This window comes from Bradyrhizobium sp. KB893862 SZCCT0404, assembly GCF_018130885.1.
Lineage (GTDB): Bacteria > Pseudomonadota > Alphaproteobacteria > Rhizobiales > Xanthobacteraceae > Bradyrhizobium > Bradyrhizobium stylosanthis.
On sequence record NZ_JAFCLT010000006.1, the window covers coordinates 338319 to 357883 of the forward strand.

The window sequence follows — 19565 nt, forward strand, 5'->3', positions numbered from 1 at the left end:
CTTCGCCGGCCTCAGAAGCCGAGCGCGAGGCCGTCCTTGCGGTGGTCGGAGGCCCCAAGCAGCACGCCGCGTGCATGGTCGATCCGGATCGCCTGGCAGCCGCCGATCGGCTCCTCCGACCAGCGGGCATCGTGGCCACGTGCGAGCAGATCGTCCCTGATCGCCGACGGGATTGTCGTCTCCAGCGACAAGACGCCATCAAATGCAAACGACCGCGGCGCTTCGGCGGCAGCCTGGATGTCGAGGCCGAGGTCAAGAATGTTCGAGATCAGGTTGGCGTGGCCGGCCGCCTGATAGTGCCCGCCCATCACGCCGAACGGCATCACGGCCCGGCCATTCTGCATCATCATGCCCGGAATGATCGTGTGCATCGGCCGCTTGCGCGGTCCGAGCGAATTCGCGTGACCCGGCCGGGCGCGAAAGCTCCAGCCGCGATTGTGGAGCAGCACGCCCGACTCCGGCGCATAGATTCCGCTACCGAACGGATAGAACAGTGAGTTGATGAGCGAAATCGCGCTGAGGTCGCGGTCGACGACGGTGACGTAGACGGTGTCGCGATGCTCGATGTCGTCCCATGTCTGGCTTGACGAGGCGCGCGTCATGTCGATCTTGTTGCTGATTGCGCCGATGTAGTCGTCCGACAGGAACGAGCCGGCATCGATCTTCTCCGTGGCCGGATCGCAGAAATAGGCGTCGCGGGCCCGATAGGCTGCCTTGGTGGCCTCCGCCAGCAGGTGAACGCGGTCGGCTTCCGAGAGACCAGCGACATCGAAACCGGCGAGCGTGCGCAGGATCATCAGGGCCGCCAGGCCCTGCCCGTTCGGCGGACACTCAAAGATGTCGTGGTCCCGATAGCGCGCCGAGATCGGCGTGACGTAGTTCGATCTCTGCGCGGCGAAATCCTCAAGACGATGCGCGCCGCCAAGCCCGCGCAAGACGCCGACGATCTCTTCTGCGACAGCTCCCTCATAGAAGCCTTTGCGTCCCTCACGGGCGACCCGGCGCAGGGTCTGTCCGAGCTTCGGCTGGGACCTGCTATCGCCGACCTCCGGCAGCCGGCCACCCGGCAGGAATTGAGCCGCGGTGGCCGGATGATCCTCTACGCGCGACCGGAACCGCGCCCAGTCTGCGGCCACGCGCGGCGTCACGCGGAAGCCCTGTTCAGCGGCAAGGATGGCGGGACGAAAGATCTCCTCCAGCGACTTGCTGCCGTGATCGGCGACCAGGGTGCACCAAGCGTCGATCGCACCGGGCACGGTGACGGATTCCGGCGACGTCGGCGGAATATCGCGAGCGCCCGCGCCGGCGTATTTGTCCGCGAGCGTACCGGCCGGCGTGTACCCGGAACCATTGAGCGCAATGGGCGACCCGGCTTTTGGCGAATAGAGCGCAAAGCAATCGCCGCCGATCCCGGTCATCTGCGGTTCGACGACACCCTGCACCGCCACTGCAGCGATCGCGGCATCGACGGCGTTACCACCTGCCTTCAGGATCTCGACGGCCGCGAGGGTCGCCTGCGGATGTGACGTCGCAGCCATACCCTTGTCAGCGACCGCGACGGATCGGGCGATCGCCATGAAGTCTCTCATTACAACGTCCTCATTCTCTGATTAACCCATCGTCCGCGGCCGCGACCTCGGATCGAGCACATCCTGCAAGGTGTCGCCGAGCAGGTTGAAGGACAGCGCCATCAGGAAGATCGCAGCGCCCGGCCAGATCGCCATCCACGGCGCTTCCTCGAGATAGTTCTTGGCCGTGGTCAGCATGTTGCCCCAGGACGCACCCGGCGGTTGCTGGCCGACGCCCAGGAACGACAGGCTGGCCTCGGCGATCACCGCAAAGGCCATGGTCAGCGTCGCCTGCACGATCAGCGCGGGCACGATGTTCGGGAAGATATGCCTGAGCACGATGCGCCAGCGTGGATTGCCGACGACATAGGCGGCCTCGACATATTCTTCGAACTTCACGCCCATCGCCTGGGCGCGACTGAGCCGGACGAAGACGGGAATGGCGGCTACACCAATGGCGATCACGGCATTGATAAGGCTCGGCCCCAGGAAGGCGGCCAGCGATACCGCGAAGATCAGGGCCGGTATCGCCAGCATCGCGTCGGTGAACCGGGTCACGACGCCGTCGACGAGCCCGCCGAGATAGCCGGCACACAGCCCCACGGGCACCCCGACCGCAAAGGCGATGCTGACCGAGACGAGGCTCGCCATGAGGGAGGCGCGGGCGCCAAAGATCATCCGGGACAGGATGTCCCGTCCGAGATCGTCGGTGCCGAACAAGTGGGCACGACTCGGCGGTTCGCGAAGGGCGGCCCAGTCTGCTGCCGCCGGATCAAAGGGAGCGATGAGGTCTGCGCCAACCGCGACCACCACGACCGTCGCCACGATTGCCGCTGCCACGAGCGCGACCGGCTGCCCCGCCAGGGCTGCCAACGCCAGACGCAACGGACTCTGCCGCGAAGCCTGTGGCCTGACCTGGCGGATGCTGAGGGCGATCGTCATGACTGAACCCTCAGCCGTGGATTGACCACGGCATAGGCGACGTCCGCAAACAGGTTGAGGAGCAGGAACACGAGCGCGGTGCAGAGAACGGCGCCCTGGACGACCGCATAGTCGCGGTTGAACACGGCGTCGACGACGAGCTTGCCGAATCCCGGCATCGAGAACACGGTTTCGGTGAGAACCGTCCCGGACAGCAACTGCCCGAACTCCAGTGCGCCCAGCGTGATGATCGGCAGCGCGGCATTGCGCAGCGCGTGGACGAGGATCACGGTCATTTCGGTTAGCCCCTTGGCCCGTGCCGTCCGCACGTAATCGTTCGACAGCACCTGCAACATTGCGCTGCGGGTGTGACGCATGATCACGCCGCTCACCGCAAGACCGAGAACCGTGGCGGGCATGATCATCGAGCGGAGGTTGTCGAGCAGCCCCTCCGTGAGCGGGACATAGCCGGACGCCGGCAGCACCCGCCATTTGACTGCGAACAGCAGGATGAAGAGGATTCCGAGCCAGAATGCGGGCATCGAGATGCCGAACAAGGCCACGCAACGGGCCGCATAGTCCAGTGGCCCTCCCCGCGAGATCGCGGCGAGAATGCCGAGCGATATCCCGAACGTCAGCGCAACGATCATCGCAAGCGTCGCGAGCTCCAGCGTCACCGGGATCTTCTGTTTCAGGAGCTCGACGACGGTTTGCTGCGTCCGCAGCGAAATGCCGAGATCGCCATGCGCAATTCCCGCCACCCACTTGCCGTAGCGGACCAGCAAGGGATCATCGAGATGATATTTGGCGCGAATTTCGGCGACGACCGCGGGCGATGCCTCGTCGCCCGCCAGCGTCAGCGCGGGGTCGCCCGGCAGGAGTTGTTGCAGCGAAAAGACGATGACCGACACGAAGAAGATCGTCGGGAGCATCAGACAAATTCGCCGCAACAGGAAACCGAGCATGACGGTCGCGCCTCAGTTCATTCTCAAATTGGCGAAGCGAACCAAACCGTCGGGATAGGCCACGAAATTCTTCATCTCCGCCTTCCGTCCCCAGAAGTATTTGCGATGGAAGGCAAACAGCATTGGCCGATCCTTCAGGATGATCGACGCAGCCCTGGCCCAGGCCTCGCGACGCGCCTGCGGTTCGGAAGCGCGGCGCGCCGCCTGGAGCGCAGCATCAACGTCAGGATTGCAATATTTGCCGATGTTAAGCGGCGCATTGCAGGCCGTGAAGTTGTAGATATTGCCGTCAGGATCGGTCCGGCCGCTCCAGAAATAGGTGAACATCTCGAAATCGCCCTTTTGGGTCATGTCGAGCGCGGTCGCAAACTCGGTCGCCTGGATCTTGACGTCAAAGCCGGCGTCGCGCGTCATCGCCTGGATGATCTGCGCAAACTGCACGGTCTCAGTCTGTGTCGGGGTGACGAGCGTGACGACGGGATGAGGCTGACCTGTCTCGGCGAGCAGCGCCTTGGCCCTGGTGACGTCGCGCTTCGGAATCGGGATGTCCTTGACATAGAACGCATTGCTCGGGGCGATCCACTGATTGCCGGGCGTGTACTGGCCCTTCGACATCGCCTGGACGAGCCCATCACGGTCGATCGAGAGCTCGAATGCTTCACGAATCCGCGGATCCACTCCCATCGGTCCCTTCGCCTTGTCGCCGGCACCAATGTTGTAAAGGATGCCGTTCCAGCCGAGCTCGGTGCTCTCTTCGACGGCGAAGCGGTTGTCCGACTTCACGCCGGCGACGTCGATCGGCGCGATCCGCTCGATCAGGTCAAGCTGCCCGGAGCGCAGGTTTGCCAGCCGAACGGTCGCATCCGGCAAGGTCTTGAACACGACCTGATCGAGATGGATGTTGTCCTTGTTCCAGTACTTGTCGAACTTGTCGACGACGATGCGGTCCTGCGCCACCCTCTCCCTGAACTTGAACGGACCTGCACAGACCGGCGCGGTCGTGAATTTGTCTCCGAGCTCCCTGGCGGCCTTCGGCGACACCATCATGCCGGCGCGGTCCGAGAGATAGCCGACCAGAGGCGTGAAGGCTGAGGCGAGGTTGAGCCGTACGGTGAGGTCGTCGACGACCTCGACCGACTTCAGCGGCCCGAGCTCCGCCTTGCGCTGGGACCCCTGCATCGATTGATGCCGCTCGATCGAATACTTCACCGCTTCCGCATTGAAGGGTTCGCCGTCGTGGAAGACCACGTTGGGGCGCAGCTTGATGATGAGCGACAGATTGTCATCGGACCACGACCAGGACGTCGCCAGTTGCGGCACGAATTTCAGGTCCGGCGTGATGTCGATCAGCTTGTCGCACAAGGCGCCAAAAATCATGCGCGTGGTGAATCCCCGGCTCAGCGTCGGATCGAGGATGTCGACGTCCTCGTTGAACCCGAAACGCAAGGTCTGCGCCTGGGCGCCGACCGAAACCGTGAGCAAGGCCAATGTCGCAACCAATAGCCGTTTCATGAATCTACCCCTGCTGAATGGCGGCCGACGCCGGCCTGTCCTGGAAAAAGCCGAGGAGCCGCTGGATTCGCTCCTGATGGAAGTCGTCGTCTGCACGGGCCGCAGCCTGCATCGGCGCGACCTCGCGCCAGCGGTGGCAAGCGACCGTGTGCCCCGACGCGATGGCCTCCATGGGCGGCTCGACGCGTGTGCAGATGTCCGCCTTCAGCGGACAGCGCGTGTGAAAGCGGCATCCGCTGGGCGGATCGATCGGGCTCGGAATATCGCCGCTGATCGTGGCTGCACGGGCGTGTCCGAACGATGGTTTCGGGATCGCACCCAGCAGCGCACGCGTATAGGGATGACGAGGTCCGCTGAACAGGCTTGACGTAGCGGCCACCTCGACGAGACGGCCGAGATACATGACCGCGATGCGGTCGGAGATGTGCTTTACGACGGCCAGATCGTGAGCAATAAACAGCAGGCTCAGTCCAAGCCGCATCTTGAGCGTCTTGAGCAGGTTGAGGATCTGCGCCTGCACGGAGACATCGAGCGCGGATACCGCCTCGTCGCAAACGATGAAGGATGGCTCGAGCGCCAAGGACCGCGCGATGCCGACGCGCTGCCTCTGGCCGCCCGACAGCTCATGCGGATACCGGGCGGCGAACGATGCCGGCAGTCCAACCATGTCCAGCAGCTCGGCAATCCTCGCTGCGCGTTGCGGCCTCGGAACAATGTCGTGGAGCAGGAGCGGTTCGCCGACCGCATCGCCGGCTGTCATTCGCGGATTGAGCGACGCATAGGGATCCTGGAACACAAACTGAATGCGGCGCGGCGCACGTCCGCGCGAGGTCCCGCTGCGATATCGAGCACCTTCGAACTCGACGTGACCTGAAGTCGGCTCGATCAGCCGGACCAGCATTCGCCCCGTCGTCGACTTGCCGCAACCGGACTCACCGACCAGGGACAAGGTCTCTCCTTTTACGACGTCGAAGCTGACGCCATCCACCGCGCGCAGCAGCTTCCGGCCCCGCCGAAGAATCCCGGCTTCAACCGGGTAGTGCTTGGCAAGATCAACCGCCCTGAGGATCGGCTCGCTCATAGCGGCGCTTTCCAGCAGGCGCCAAAGTGCCCGTCGCCCAGATCGACCAGCTCCGGGCTGGCCTCACGGCAGACTTCCGCTGCAAACGGACACCGCGGCTCGAACCGGCACCCCGGCGGCGGATCGGATGCGAGCGGAAGCGTCCCTCCAATCGCGGGGAGCCATTCGCGGGCGACGTCGATCCGCGGAATCGATCCCATCAAGCCGATCGTATAGGGATGCTCGGGCTGTTCGAACAGGGCACGCGTCGGCCCCTCCTCGACGATACGCCCCGCGTAGAGCACCGCCACGCGGTCGGCATTCTCGGCAACGACGCCGAGATCGTGCGAGATGAAGATCATCGCCGAGCGCAGTTCGTCTTTCAGCTCGCGCAGGAGATCTAGGATCTGCGCCTGCACCGTCACATCGAGCGCCGTCGTCGGCTCGTCCGCGATCAGGAGCGTGGGTTGACAGATCAGCGCCATCGCGATCATGACGCGCTGGCGCATGCCACCCGAAAGTTGGTGCGGGTATTCGTCGATGCGGCGCTCTGCGGCCGGCAATCGCACCTTGCGCAAGAGATCGATCGCACGATCGCGCGCCTCGCGACGGTCGCAGCCGCGATGCCGGATCAATCCTTCTGCGATCTGAAAGCCGATGGTGAGTGCCGGATTGAGGCTCGTCATCGGATCCTGGAAGATCATCGCAAGTCGGTCACCGCGCAGGTCGCGCATCGCGGCGGGGTTTAGCGTCAAGAGGTCGGCGCCCTCGAAGCGCACTTCGCCTCCTGCTTTCATTCCCCGCGGCAGGAGCCCCATCAATGCAAGCGATGTCAGCGATTTTCCGCAGCCGGATTCGCCGACAATCCCGAGGGTCTCACCACGGTTGAGGGTGAAAGAGAGCCCATCGACCAGGGCGACGCCATCGTTGCCGGTGACAACGCGCAGATCGCGCACCTCAAGCAACGGCTGCAAAGGAACATTGAGATGAGACGACGTCGGGCTGCTGCCGGAAGCTGGGACTATTTGTTGCGCCAATTGCGACGAGGGCAGCCCGCCGCTCAAACGGAGCGGTCCTGCGGCAAGCGGGTGGATGCTCTCGAGCCCGAGCCCATGCGGTGACATCGCCGGAGTTACGCCAGTCCCTTGAAGAAACAATCAAGGTACCGTGATGTGCCGGCTGGTTCGGCTCAATCAACCGAATGGTGGAGATCGATCACGCGGGGCAGCAGGGCGGCGCCTAACCCTTCAATGTAGTTTCGACATCATCGCAACCACGGCCGAGCGCGTTTCAACACCGAGCTTCTCGAAGATGTGGATGAGATGCGTCTTGACCGTTGCGTGCCCGATACCCAGGCACTCGCTGATCTCGCGGTTGGTCCGCCCACAGCAGACAAGCTCGATTACATCGAGTTCGCGTGACGTGAGACCGTAGCGCGAGGCCTCTTCTCCCGCCAATGGCGTCCGACCGACTAGATTAAATTCCAGATAGTCGTGAATCTTTGCAGCGAGATCCATCGTGCCATCGGGGATCTTGCAACCCGGTCCCCATTGGATACTCATTCCAGCAACGATCCTGCCGTTGCGACGAAAGAAGAAGTCGACCATGTCGACAATGCCCCATTGATTGGCGAAGGACCGATAGGCAGCAGTTTCGGCGGTGAAGCATTGCTCGGTCGCCACGCTCAACCTTGCGAAGGGCTTATCGGCCGCATGCTTGGGGTGCAGCGGGTCGAGACGATTCATTGACTCGACATACTGACGATGAAAATCGGCCGAGACGTTGCTCAGCATGAAACGCGTCAGCTTCAGATCGTCATCGACTTCGTAAAAGGCCGTCGACGAACCCTCAAGTATGCCCTTCGCGAACTGAACAGCCTGACCGGTGGCCGAATCTGAGCGGCCTATGGGCGTAAACATGGCCAACCCTCCTAGGTTACTTCCCTGAAACCTGAAACCGGACGTCAGACGCGTCCGTGTCCTCCACGCTGGAGCAGACATTCTGTCCAGTCAAGCAAAATGCGGGCCAGCCGTTGCGTGATGTCGCTGAAATAGCTGGTGAACTCCGCCGTGACCGCAAACGATCGCATCCACCTTTCGGTGGATTGCTCTTCACGCAGTCGACCTGTCAGGCCGTTCGGCCAATCGGCGGCACGAAGCCACCCAGCCGCTCATCGAGCAACTGCGCAAACTTCAGCGTGGTGCGATCGCCGAGATAGGGTCCAACGATCTGTATGCCAGCAGGAAGCCCGCCAACGAGACGCCGGGTCGGAACGGCGGTCGCCGGAAGATTTGCGACCGTTACGAGGCCGGGCCAGGTGAGATTGTCCATATAGGGGATCGGCACGCCGTCGACGATGATGCGGCGCTCGAACTGGGCCGCCATATCGGCACGCGCCGTGTCGTGCGGAAATGCGACCGTTGGCGTGATCGGACACAGCAGAACGTCATGACCGACGAAGAAGTTGCGCCACGCGCGGAACAGCTTCTGGCGCTGCTCAGCAAGATCGAAATATTGCGGCAGGGTCTGTTGGACCGCATCCGATATCCGCCGCGCGTAGCTGTCCGCCGGCGCTCCTTTCCCCGCTTCGATGACGGCCTCGCGCGCTGGTGGCGGCAGGCCCGCACCGATGATCGCAAAGAGCGTTTGCAGGTACACTGCATAGCTCTCCGCAGGGTCGATCGCTGGCCGAGCAACCGTGTCGACGTGAACGCCGAGCCGGCGCAGATCAGACACGAATGCCTCGATCGCCGCGGCATAGGATGAGTCCAACGGATAGGCCTCGTCGTCGTTCCACACCGCGACCCGGAACGCCCCGAGTTCGTGATGCCGCGGCGGAGGCAGTTGGATGCCTGCAGCACCCGGTCCAAAAGCCGGCGGCCCAAGCACGACGTCAAGCAGGAGCTCAAGATCAGCCGCGCTTCGCGCCAATGGACCCGCCACGCCGAGCTCAGGCTCGGCGAAATGGCCGGGAGGTGGTGGGATGTGGCCCTCGACCGAGACCAGACCGTGGCTCGACTTGTGTCCATATACGCCGCAGAAATGCGCAGGCACGCGGATCGAGCCGCCGATATCGCTGCCGAGCTCCAATGGCGTCAGGCCGGCGGCCAGCGCGGCCGCCGATCCGCCCGATGATCCCCCCACCGTGCGCTCTACATTCCAGGGGTTCAGCGTGAGACCGAATAGCGCATTGAAGGATTGATGATCCGCCGCGCCAGCCGGCAGGTTTGTTTTGCCGAAGATCACTGCGCCAGCCCCGCGAATTCGTCCAACAGCGACGGCATCCTGCGCGGGACGATAATTGCGCAACTCTTCGATACCGCAGGTCGCCGCCATTCCAACGGCAGCAAACGAGTCCTTGATCGTCATCGGGATGCCGTGCAGCGGTCCGTTGCCATGGCCCCGCGCGCTCGCCTCGTCCGCGGCACGGGCCCGTTCGCGCGCGCCCTCCTCGTCCAGCGCGACCACCGCGTTATAGACCGGATTGAGCGCCTTCACCCTTGCAAGGTGCAGGTCGAGCAGCTCCAGCGCACTGACCTTGCGCGCTGCAAGCGCCTCCTTCATCGCTCGGGCGGTCGAGTAGGTCATGTCGATTTCAGGCATGGCGGCCCACTCCTCGATCTGATGTCCCGCTGCACGCGGACCCACGCTTCGGCGCAAGGCGCCGGATGCTCAACAGGTTCACGCCCGTTCGGTCGCGCAGCATCGGCCAAAGTCCGCGCGGCGACCATAGCATCACAATCACCGCGACCACGCCCAGCATGACCAGGTACCAGCCCGCCGATATTCCCAGTTGATCGGTGATAATCTCGCGGAGGCCAAAGAAGATGATCATGCCGACGATTGGACCTTCCAGCGTGCCGATCCCGCCGATCAGGACGATGAACATCATGTACACGACCCAGTTGACGTCGAATGCGGCCGCCGGCCCTACATAGAGATTGCCGAGAAAACTTAACGCCCCGGCGAGGCCGCAACCGGCCGCCGAAATGACGAAGACAATGAAGCGATTGCGCTGCACATTCACGCCGACGCTGGTTGCGGCGACGTCATTGTCCCGCACGCTCATCAGGCCGAGACCGAAGCTCGACGTCATCAGCAGATAGAGCGCCCCGAGCGTGCCCAACGCGAGCGCACCGGAAATCCAGAACAGAACGGACTCGAACCAGTCGAAATTGAGCAGCCGGCTTGTCGACAGTGTCACGCCGGCGGTTCCCCCCATCAAAGCGGACTTTGTCGTGAGCGCGGCGATGATTTCTGCAAACACCCACATCGCAATCGAGAAATAGGCCTCCCGCAGCCTGAACAGCGGCAGGGCGATGATCGCGGCCACGATGGCGCAGATCACGGGTGCCACCGGCAGGGTCCAGTATGGCGAGACGTCAAGCCACCCCGAACTGAGAAATAAGCCGTAGGCGCCGAGCGCGACAAAGACCTGATGGCCGAGCGACACGAGCCCGCCGTAGCCCGCGAGCAAGTTCCACATCTGCGCCATACTCAAGATCAGAAAGCATTCGGTCGCAAAGCGCAATGCGCCTTCGCCAAGCAGAGCCGGCGCCACGGCGATCAATCCGGCGCTTGCCGTCCACACCAGGGTTGAGGTTCTCGACATCGGCGTCAGGTCCGGTTGGAGACGATACCGGCGGGCCGGATCAACAGCATAATGAAGAACAGCAGATGCGCGTACAGCAACCCGGCGTTGGGATCGAACTTCAGACCGGCTAGTTGCGCCATGCCGAGGGCGATCCCGCCGACCAGTGCGCCCCAGAACGATCCGATGCCGCCAAGCACCACTACCTCGAAAGCGATAAGGAGGCGTTCCGCGCCGGAGAACGGCGTGAAGCTCGAGCGAACGGCGAGCAGCACGCCTCCGATGGCACCGAGCGCCAGCGACAAGCCCATGACGTAGTTGTAGACGCGGTCCGGCTTGATGCCGAACAGGCGCACAATATCGCGCCGATCAGCGGTGGCGCGGATGACACGTCCGAACGTGGTCCGCTTCAGGATCCACTGAAGCGTCAGGAACAGCAACACGGCGAGAAGCAGCGTGAGCAGCGGCATGATCCCAATATTGAGACCAAGCAGTTCGAGGCTCGCACGTGACAGTTCGCCTAGCTGCACGCTTCGCACATCGGCTCCGAACAGCTCGACCATCAAGTTGCGCAGGATAATCGAGATACCGAACGTCAAGAGCAGTGGCGCAAGCGGATCCGGCTGGCGCGCGACGCGATTGACGATGAGCATCTGATACAGCCAGCCGACAACGAAGGACGTCGCGACAACGGGAATGAGCAGGAGCAATGGATGGATTGAGGGAAACATGCCGACGAGGAAGACAGAAAAAAAGGCGCTCAGCACCATGAACTCGCCATGAGCGATATTGACGACGCGCATGACGCCGAACACCAAGGCAAGGCCGATTCCAAGCAGGCCATAGAGGCCGCCCAGAAGAGCTCCGTTGATTAATGTTTCAACCCAAGCCATTCGTACCCCCGACCGGGCTATATGCCGAAATAGGCCTGCGTAAGCTGCGCAAGGCTTACGTCACGCGCTGCCGCGCTGAGCGAAACCCGCCCCTTCAACAGGCAGTAGACACGATCAGCCGCCGCATAAGCCCGCTTCACGTCCTGCTCGACGAGGACGAGCGCCGTTCCTTCGGCGCGAATGTCAGCGAAGGAGCGATAAATCTGATCGACGATCACGGGCGCCAGTCCCAGCGAAATCTCGTCGCACAGCAACAGCCTTGGATTGGCCATGAGCGCGCGGCCGATCGCAACCATCTGTTGTTGCCCTCCCGACAACTGCGCCGGACGCGCATTGCGCCGCTCTTCAAGGATCGGAAAAAGATCGAACACCCGACGCAGCGTCCACGAACCGGCTCGGCGCGTAAGCGTACCCATCAGCAAGTTCTCTTCGACCGTCAGCGCATCGAACAACATTCGCCCTTCAGGCACCATGCCGAGGCCAAGTCCCGCGATCTCCTCAGCCTCTTCTTGCGAGATATCGCGGTCCGCAAAACGGATCGCCCCGGACTTGGTCTCGATCAGGCCGACAAGCGCACGGAGAAAGGTCGATTTGCCGGCGCCGTTGGCTCCAAGCAGGGCCACACTCTCCCTTTCCGCAACACTGAAATCCAGACCCTGGATCGCCTGAAGATCGCCATAGAACGCATTCAGGCCGGTCACCTCAAGCAGCGTCATCGGCCGTCAACCCCATGTAGATCTCGCGGACAATTTGGCTCCCCATGACGTCCGCCGGCGGACCTTCTAGCACCTTGCTGCCGAAATTCAGCACGAGGACGCGATCGGCGACCGCCCGCAGCGCGTGCGGAATATGCTCGATCCAAATCATGGCATGATCGGCCTTGACCGTAGCGATGATCTCGACGAGCCGCTCCACCTCCGGTTCCGTCAGACCGGCCGCAATTTCGTCGAGCAGGATTAGATGCGGCCGCGATGCCAGCGCCTTGGCGAATTCCAGTCGCTTGCGATCGATGAGCGGCAGCGCGCCGGCTAGCAAGTCAGCCTTGGCCGCAAGCCCAGTCCGGCCGAGTACGTCCATGGCCCAGGCCGAGGCATCACGATCGCTCAAGCCTGCGCCAAAGCTCGCGGCGACTAGCACATTCTCGAACACAGACAGATGCGGAAAGGGCTGCGGGATCTGGAACGCCCGACCGACCCCCAGCCTCACGCGCTGATATGGCGCGAGATGCGCGATGTCGCGCCCGTCGAGCACGATGGATCCCGCCTCCGAGCGAACCAGCCCGACGATGAGGTTGAGCAACGTGCTCTTCCCCGCGCCATTCGGGCCGATGACGCCGAGGCACTCGCCCGAACCGACGTCAAAAGAGAGGTCTTCGGCGACCTTGATGGCGCCGAAGCTCTTGCACAGGCCGGTGACGCGAAGGCTGGTCATGCAACGAGATTCCGCCCTTCGCAACTACGCGCGTCACGCCAACTTCGAGAGCAGCGCGAGTTCGGCCTGCTTGGGAATAAACGGCGCCGTGCCGTTGTGCACGATCAGGAGCTCATATTTCGATTTGCCGCTCTTAGCCTTGCGCCACTGGCCGCCCGACAGAGACGTCACTGCGACGTTCTTGATCGGAGAGCCCTTGAACTTCACGGGGCCTACGATCGTCTCGATATCGAGGCCGGCGATCGCATCGCGCAGCGAGTTCTTGTCCTTGGGATCGCTGTTGCGCAGTGCAGCAATTCCCGCCTCCCATAGCGCATGGGCGTAGCCGATCGGCTGTGTCCATTGCTTGCCGGTCGTCTTTTCCCATTCGGCCGCAAGCTCTGCTGCGGTTTGCCCCGTAAGGGACGATTTGAACGGATAGGCCGGCGTCCACCACACTTCCGTCGACATGCCGTCGCCGCGATCCCCTAGCGCGTTCAGCGCGCTGGGAAACAGGAAGGCCGCCGCGACCGTACAGATCTGCGTTTTGAAACCAGCCTGCGCGGCCTGATTCCATAACGTGACCCAATGATTGCCGTAGGTGAAACCGGAGACGATATCCACGCCGCCGTTCTTGAAGGCTGACACCTGGTTGGAGAAGTCGTCGGTTGCGATCTGGAACAGGCCGGCAGAAAGCTCCTGGAAACCGGCCTGCTTAATACCTCCGGGAAGGCCCAGCTTGGCATCTGAAAACGCCGTGCCCGGGGGATTATCGATATAAAGTGTGCCGACCTTCTTGTTGGTCTCGACCGACTGCCACATGCCGACGAAGTTCTTGACTACGTCATCGGCGCCCCAGAAGAAATGGAAACTATAGGGGAAGCCTTTGTCCGGCGTCGACTTGCGCGGGAACATCCACCCTTGCCACGGCACCATCGTCGAGAGGGTCGGTATGCCGCGCGCATCGGCGAGCTCTCCCACGGGAATGGCAGCATCACCATCCTCGATGAGGATCAGATCACATTTTTCGCGCAGTACCAGTTCGCTCGCCACCACTGACGAACGGTTCGGGTCGGACTGGTTGTCTTTGATAACGAACTCGACCGCGTAGTTCTTGCCGCCGATCTTCAACCCGTCCTTCAGATAGGCCTTGATACGCTCGTGGACCCAAGAATCCGGCTCGGCAAATGGCGCGCGCACACCGGAGAGGCAGCCGACCCAGCCGATCTTGAGCGTGTTTGAGGCTGCACGCGCGACGTTCACGAGGGGGAAGTTAGCAGCCGAAGCGACCCCCGCTGCGCCTGCGCCCTTGAGCAGGGTTCGACGGTTGATACGCGTGGTCGAGGTGTTCAAGAGCCTATGCTGGTCAGTCATGACGTCCTCTTCAGCTAATGCAAATCCAGAAATCTCAAGCCGCGGGCCGCTCGATCGCGCCTCGGCGGATCGCGGCGAAGCGAACCAGCGTGTTTTCGATCACGTCCCGTGGGATGTTTCGGACGATGAAGACGAGCCGAGTCGCACGATCGGCGGACGGCCAGCTCTTCAGTTCGATCGGTGGATGGAAGATGTGCTGCACACCATGCACTACGACCGGATTGTCTGGACGTTCGGCGATCTGGACCAATCCCTTGAAGCGCAGCAGGTCCTCGCCCTTGAGGGTAGCCACATAGTCCAGCCAGCGCGAAAAGGCCGCCCACTGGACTGGCTCATTGATCGTCAGGCTGAAGCTCGAAATGCCGGGATCATGGGCGTGATGGTGGTGATCCTTGTGATCACAGTCCGGGCCGCAATTCTCGTGAGGAGCATAACCAATACCGTGGTGGTGCCCGGTGCTAGACGCCGCGTCGAACCAAGCCGCGACGTCCTGCGTCCGCGCTGATGGGTCGAACATCCCGGCGTCAAGAATTGAAGCGGGCTCCACGGATCCGTTTTCGATCGGCTGCAACGTCGCCGTCGGATTGATGGCGGCGATCATCCGCCGCAAAGCCGCGACGGTCGCCGCATCCACCAGATCGCATTTGGTCAGCATTATCCGGTCAGCGACGGCGATTTGCTTGATCGCCTCGTCCTGACGTTGCAGCGTCCGCGCACCGTTGACGGCGTCCACTGTCACCGCCACGCCGTCGACCCTGTAATGTCCCGCGAGGTCAAGCGATGTCATCAATGTGTGCAGGATCGGGACCGGGTCGGCAAGGCCGGTGGTTTCCACGAGCACGCGCGTAAATTCTGGCAGTGCCCCGGCCCGCCTGCGCCTTTGCAGATGGCCTAGCGTTACGATTAGATCGTCCCGCACCGAGCAGCAAATGCAACCATTCTCGAGCAGTGCGAAGCGTTCCTCACTGGTCTCAATCAGGAGATGATCGAGTCCGACCGCACCGAATTCGTTGACGATCACGACCACGCCCTGAAGCTCAGGCCGACGCAGCAAATGATTGATCACCGTGGTCTTCCCGCTGCCAAGAAAGCCGGTGAGAACGGTGACGGGAATCAACGCCCGGTCTGCGGGGCCTGTCATCGCTCGGCGCCCCGCTCATAGACTTTGCGGCCCTCGAAGAAGGTCATCTCGACCCGGGTCTCGGCGATCCGGTCCGGCTTGACGTCAAAGATGGACTGGTCAAGCACGATCATGTCGGCGGATTTCCCGACCTCGATCGATCCGATGGTCTTGGCGAGACCGAGCGCGCGAGCGCCCTCGATCGTGTAGATCTCGATCACGGTGGCCAGATCGAGGGCCTGCTCTGCCCACAATGACACGCCAGGGAAATCGCCGGACGGATTCTGCCGCGTCACCATTCCCTCGATGCCCTGCCAGGGATCGGGATTGGGGACGACCGGCCAATCCGAGCCACCCGCCATCAGCGCGCCAGCCTCCCTGAGATCCTTGTTCGGCCAGAAGCGCAGCGCTCGTTCCTCGCCCATCGCGGCCTTATGCGCCTCGAGGAACACAGTGGGATACCAGATGATCGGCGAGAGATCCGCGGCAACGCCGAGCTCGGCAAAGCGCGGGATATCGGCCGGCGTGATGTAGCTCGCATGCGCAATATGATGGACCAGCGACGTCGGCCCGTTGAACGACCGCACCACGTCGATCGCGTCGAGCGCCTGCGTCACCGATGCGTCGCCCGCGCAGTGGATCTTTGCGGCGATGCCAAGCTTCTCGCATTTGCTGAGCCAGCGGATCAGGCCGGGGACGTCGAGCATGGTCGAGCCGCGGAAGCAGCAGCCGCGCACTGGATCGGCGACGTAGGGTTCGTGGAAGGCTGCCGTCCTGGCGCCGGGCACTCCGTCAAGAAAGATCTTCGCGAAATCCGGTTTGACGTGAGCGGTGCGATAGTCCTCACGCAACGCGAACAGTTCGTCACCTGCGGTACCGAACATGAAGGCCGGCTCGACGATCGGCATCGCGCACGCAGACCACGCGGTCAGTTCCCCGCGATCATCCAACCCCTTCAACGCGGCCAGGATCGGCTGCATGCTTGCGGCGTCGAGGAAGGCCGTAACCCCGAACGAATTGAGCACGCCGATCGCATGTGCCACGGCGGCACGATCCATTTCGGGTGTGAAATGCCCCGCCGCGGCAAGCGCCCGCTCGACGATGCCGGATGCGGCTTCAATCATTAGGCCGGTGAGCGCGCCACTCGATAGGTCGCGGCCAATCTCGCCGTTGGTCGGATTCGTCGTGTCCGACCCGATGCCCGCGATGCGGAGGGCCTCCAAGCTCGCCCAGCGATTATGATAACTGTCGTCACGCAGCAGCACTGGATGACCAAGGCTCGCGGCATTTAACAGGGCCGCGGCTTCGTCGGTGTTGAGCTTCTGCAGCAAGTCGTTGCCGAATTGACCGCCAACAATCCATGCGCCCGCCGGTGCTTCGGATGCCGCCTTGCGAACGGCCTCTGCGATCTGCAATATGGAGAAACTTGATGGAAAGCGTAGCTCGAACAGCCCGGCGTGCCCGCCAACCATAATGTGGTTGTGGATGTCGATGATCCCGGGCATCGCCATCCGCCCGGCCAAATCGATGATCTTGGTATCAGGCCCGACCAGCGAACGGACATCGGCTTCGTTGCCGAGCGCGATGAAACGTCCTCCCTTCACGGCGGCGTATTGCACCCAAGGCCGGCTGCGGTCGACAGTGTAAATGCGACCGTCCCGAAACAGCGTATCCGCGAATGCCTTGCCGACGGTCATCTCAGTTCCCTTGGTCTCGTCGACCTGAACCTGAGCCAGGTGCCTCGTGCCCACAATCAGCCGTTTGGTGGATCACCGGGCAACGCCAAGGTGCCGCAATCTTTCCGTCTCGAAAAAAATGGGCGGGCCCGCATGGGCCCGCCCAGTCACCAGATCGCCCGGGCATCGGAGTGACCGGCGGGAGGTTCGGCACTTCCAAGAGCTCTCACTTATGAACGAAGGGCCGCTTCGGCGGCGCTGCCGGCTCATCCGGTGCCCACAGGCGGAAGCTCAGATTCGCGAACACCGAATAACCCTTGGTGATCGAAGCAGAGTCGAAGCCGGGAGGAGCCGCCGTTCCGCCGGAAGCCGACGCGGAGAACTCGTGCGTTGCCCACACGGTCAATGCAGCAGGACCAAAATTGTATCCGACGAGACCGCCTGCGGCCCAGAGCGCATAACGATTGGTATTTATGGCATTGCCATAGAACGCGCTCGAGGAGTCGTTCGTGACCTGGCCGGCGAAGTAGCCGACCGGACCAAAGGTCCAGTTTCCGATCGTCTTAGTTGCTGTGAACTCCGCGTGGAGGATGTCACCGGTCTTGTAGTTGGTAACCGTACTTCTGGTGTTCATTTCTTGATAGAGATTGGCCGTCAGATTCCAGCCATCCTTGAGATATGAGACCACAAGGTTTGGCTGGAACGTCCACCACGGATTTCCGATATTTCCAAGACCGTTGACGCCGGAGATCGTGCCATTCGGCACATAAATGCCAAGCCCGGCCTTGATGAAGAACCCGCTGTCACCAAGCCGCCAGCTCAACTCCGCAGGCACAATAAAGGTATTGTGCATGCCGGCCGGGTTGATGTTCACGGGGTTGCCGACGTCAGCCATGACCCATGGCTGCACGATCACTGCATCGTAAGTAGCGCCGAGGAAGGTCCAGCCCGGCACCCAAAGCAGTCCGGACGCTTCGACCGCAGCATGAACCGGTGTTGCAACGCCGCCGACGTTGGGAGCGCCGGGGCCTACAATGTTGGCCTGATAAGTGAAGACCTGGTTGAACGAGTAGAGCCCGGGTGGCGGATCGGCTGCGGTGCCTCCCCCCAACGTGATGCCGGGCTTTTGGGCCCAACCAGCATATCCAAACTCATAAGCGACCGCCGGCGTGCTTCCGGCCACAGCAGCAACGGCTGCCAGCGTTATCAATGCTTTCTTCAATGTCGTGTCCCCCTTGGTTGGCCGAGGCAATGCTCAGTTGATCCAGCAGGAGCGTAGGAAGGGGGACCAGACGGCGTTATCCAAATTCGGCAACGCACTTCGAAGCTGCGACATTCTGTGCCAACGTGCTGTTTTTGTCACACCACTTTCACATGCCGGAGACCTCGACGCGTGAAGGCATTTGAACTCGATGAAGGAACTGTTTCTAAAGCGTCTGTGACGGCAATTCGCCGAACAGTTCGCGGTAGTTGCCGGCAAAGCGGCTCAAGTGCCAAAAGCCCCAGCTGGCGGCGACGTCGCCAATCGACACCCGCTGTCCGGTAGCTGCGATGGTCTTCAGTTCACGGCGTACGGCGTTGAGGCGCGCAACGCGCAGGAAGTGCGTCGGAGAGAAGCCGAATGCATCCCGAAAGCAGTCCTGGAGATTGCGCCGACTCACACCAATTTGCCTGCATAGGTCATCAACACTCGGAGGATTTTCTCGGCGGGACAATGCGTACGCAAGCGCGCGGTCAGCGATCGTTCTCTGCGGGGTTACACGAGTAATGGATATGTTCAGTTCTGACGTCAGGACCTCAGCAACTAGCTGCAGGAGCGTGCTCTGCAATTCATTACGCGATTGCGCGAAATCGATGACGTTGGTTCGGCTGCACGCATTGAAGACGTCGCCGAAAACATACCGCATCGCCGCTAGACGCTCGGACGGAAGCTTGAAGTAATTGTGCTGCAACGCACCAAGCGCGTCGGCTAATCGACGATCGCCGATCCCCGCAAAATGATCAGCAAGCCATCGTCGGTCCACAACGAGGTACGCGACGTCGAGATACCGCGGTGTCACTAACAACGGCAGATCGGCACCATCATTGACCATAGGAAAGGGGAACGGCAATACGTGGCCATTGAAATGACTATGCCCCGATGCCGCTATCGGCAAGCCGAAAACGAGCGCACCCGCCCCTGCGGTACCCCTCTTTATCAAGGCTTGGGATGTTCGCTCGCGAACAACCTGCACATGATCAAGCTGAAGTACTGTCAGTTGTCCGCAGAAGCAGCCTGCTGAGAACTGCTCAATCTGCAGTCTCCAACCGGCCAAGCCGCCGGCGTGCTCCGCGGCGTCGCGCGAACGGAGTTCGACGACGTAGGGTGCTAATGCCTTCTCCTGCATACGGCACTCCCCATCAGGCATCGACCGAACCTGTCGTGTGGGGCGGCTCGGGAGGCGGCCCTTATGTGGTTTCCGGATCCAAACTCAT

Annotated in this window: 17 protein-coding genes; all 17 read right to left on the minus strand. The window is 62.1% G+C overall.

Annotation, left to right across the window (positions count from 1 at the left end):
• Positions 1-11: 11 nt before the first annotated feature.
• A complete protein-coding gene (locus tag JQ617_RS24780) occupies positions 12-1589 on the minus strand; it encodes a gamma-glutamyltransferase family protein (RefSeq protein ID WP_212028568.1) in 1578 nt (525 codons plus the stop codon).
• Positions 1590-1610: 21 nt separating this feature from the next.
• On the minus strand, positions 1611-2510 hold the full coding sequence (locus JQ617_RS24785) for an ABC transporter permease (RefSeq protein WP_212028569.1): 900 nt from the start codon (positions 2508-2510) through the stop codon (positions 1611-1613).
• Entirely contained in the window at positions 2507-3454 is a 948-nt protein-coding gene (locus JQ617_RS24790) for an ABC transporter permease (protein WP_212028570.1), read from the minus strand. Before JQ617_RS24790 ends, JQ617_RS24785 begins: the two co-directional genes overlap by 4 nt.
• 12 nt (positions 3455-3466) lie before the next feature.
• Positions 3467-4966: an ABC transporter substrate-binding protein gene (locus JQ617_RS24795; RefSeq protein ID WP_212028571.1), complete on the minus strand. Its 1500-nt coding sequence runs from the start codon at positions 4964-4966 to the stop codon at positions 3467-3469.
• 4 nt (positions 4967-4970) lie between these two features.
• Complete coding sequence (locus JQ617_RS24800; protein ID WP_212028572.1) at positions 4971-6047, minus strand: ABC transporter ATP-binding protein; 1077 nt, start codon at positions 6045-6047, stop codon at positions 4971-4973.
• Positions 6044-7000 carry an ABC transporter ATP-binding protein gene (locus tag JQ617_RS24805; RefSeq protein WP_249157523.1) on the minus strand — a complete coding sequence of 319 codons (957 nt, stop codon included), beginning with the start codon at positions 6998-7000 and terminating at the stop codon, positions 6044-6046. Before JQ617_RS24805 ends, JQ617_RS24800 begins: the two co-directional genes overlap by 4 nt.
• Positions 7001-7273: 273 nt before the next feature.
• Positions 7274-7945, minus strand: coding sequence for a helix-turn-helix transcriptional regulator (locus tag JQ617_RS24810; protein WP_212028573.1), 672 nt, complete (start codon positions 7943-7945; stop codon positions 7274-7276).
• A gap of 208 nt (positions 7946-8153) precedes the next feature.
• The gene (locus tag JQ617_RS24815; protein ID WP_212028574.1) at positions 8154-9629 is read right to left on the minus strand and encodes an amidase; all 1476 of its coding nucleotides are present in this window, start codon (positions 9627-9629) and stop codon (positions 8154-8156) included.
• Positions 9622-10638 (minus strand): branched-chain amino acid ABC transporter permease, encoded by a 1017-nt coding sequence (locus JQ617_RS24820; protein ID WP_212028575.1) that lies wholly within the window; start codon positions 10636-10638, stop codon positions 9622-9624. Before JQ617_RS24820 ends, JQ617_RS24815 begins: the two co-directional genes overlap by 8 nt.
• A gap of 5 nt (positions 10639-10643) precedes the next feature.
• A complete protein-coding gene (locus JQ617_RS24825) occupies positions 10644-11510 on the minus strand; it encodes a branched-chain amino acid ABC transporter permease (protein WP_212028576.1) in 867 nt (288 codons plus the stop codon).
• 17 nt (positions 11511-11527) lie between these two features.
• The gene (locus tag JQ617_RS24830; RefSeq protein ID WP_212028577.1) at positions 11528-12226 is read right to left on the minus strand and encodes an ABC transporter ATP-binding protein; all 699 of its coding nucleotides are present in this window, start codon (positions 12224-12226) and stop codon (positions 11528-11530) included.
• Entirely contained in the window at positions 12213-12941 is a 729-nt protein-coding gene (locus tag JQ617_RS24835; RefSeq protein ID WP_212028578.1) for an ABC transporter ATP-binding protein, read from the minus strand. The genes JQ617_RS24830 and JQ617_RS24835 overlap by 14 nt, the downstream gene beginning before the upstream one ends.
• 33 nt (positions 12942-12974) lie before the next feature.
• On the minus strand, positions 12975-14294 hold the full coding sequence (locus JQ617_RS24840; protein WP_249157464.1) for an ABC transporter substrate-binding protein: 1320 nt from the start codon (positions 14292-14294) through the stop codon (positions 12975-12977).
• A 34-nt stretch (positions 14295-14328) separates the two neighbouring features.
• Positions 14329-15435, minus strand: a complete 1107-nt coding sequence (locus JQ617_RS24845) for a CobW family GTP-binding protein (RefSeq protein WP_212028579.1) — start codon at positions 15433-15435, stop codon at positions 14329-14331.
• Complete coding sequence (locus JQ617_RS24850; protein WP_212028580.1) at positions 15432-17111, minus strand: amidohydrolase; 1680 nt, start codon at positions 17109-17111, stop codon at positions 15432-15434. The genes JQ617_RS24845 and JQ617_RS24850 overlap by 4 nt, the downstream gene beginning before the upstream one ends.
• Before the next feature lie 205 nt (positions 17112-17316).
• A complete protein-coding gene (locus tag JQ617_RS24855) occupies positions 17317-18312 on the minus strand; it encodes a SphA family protein (protein WP_212028581.1) in 996 nt (331 codons plus the stop codon).
• Positions 18313-18517: 205 nt separating this feature from the next.
• On the minus strand, positions 18518-19477 hold the full coding sequence (locus tag JQ617_RS24860) for a helix-turn-helix domain-containing protein (protein ID WP_212028582.1): 960 nt from the start codon (positions 19475-19477) through the stop codon (positions 18518-18520).
• Between the last annotated feature and the right edge of the window lie 88 nt (positions 19478-19565).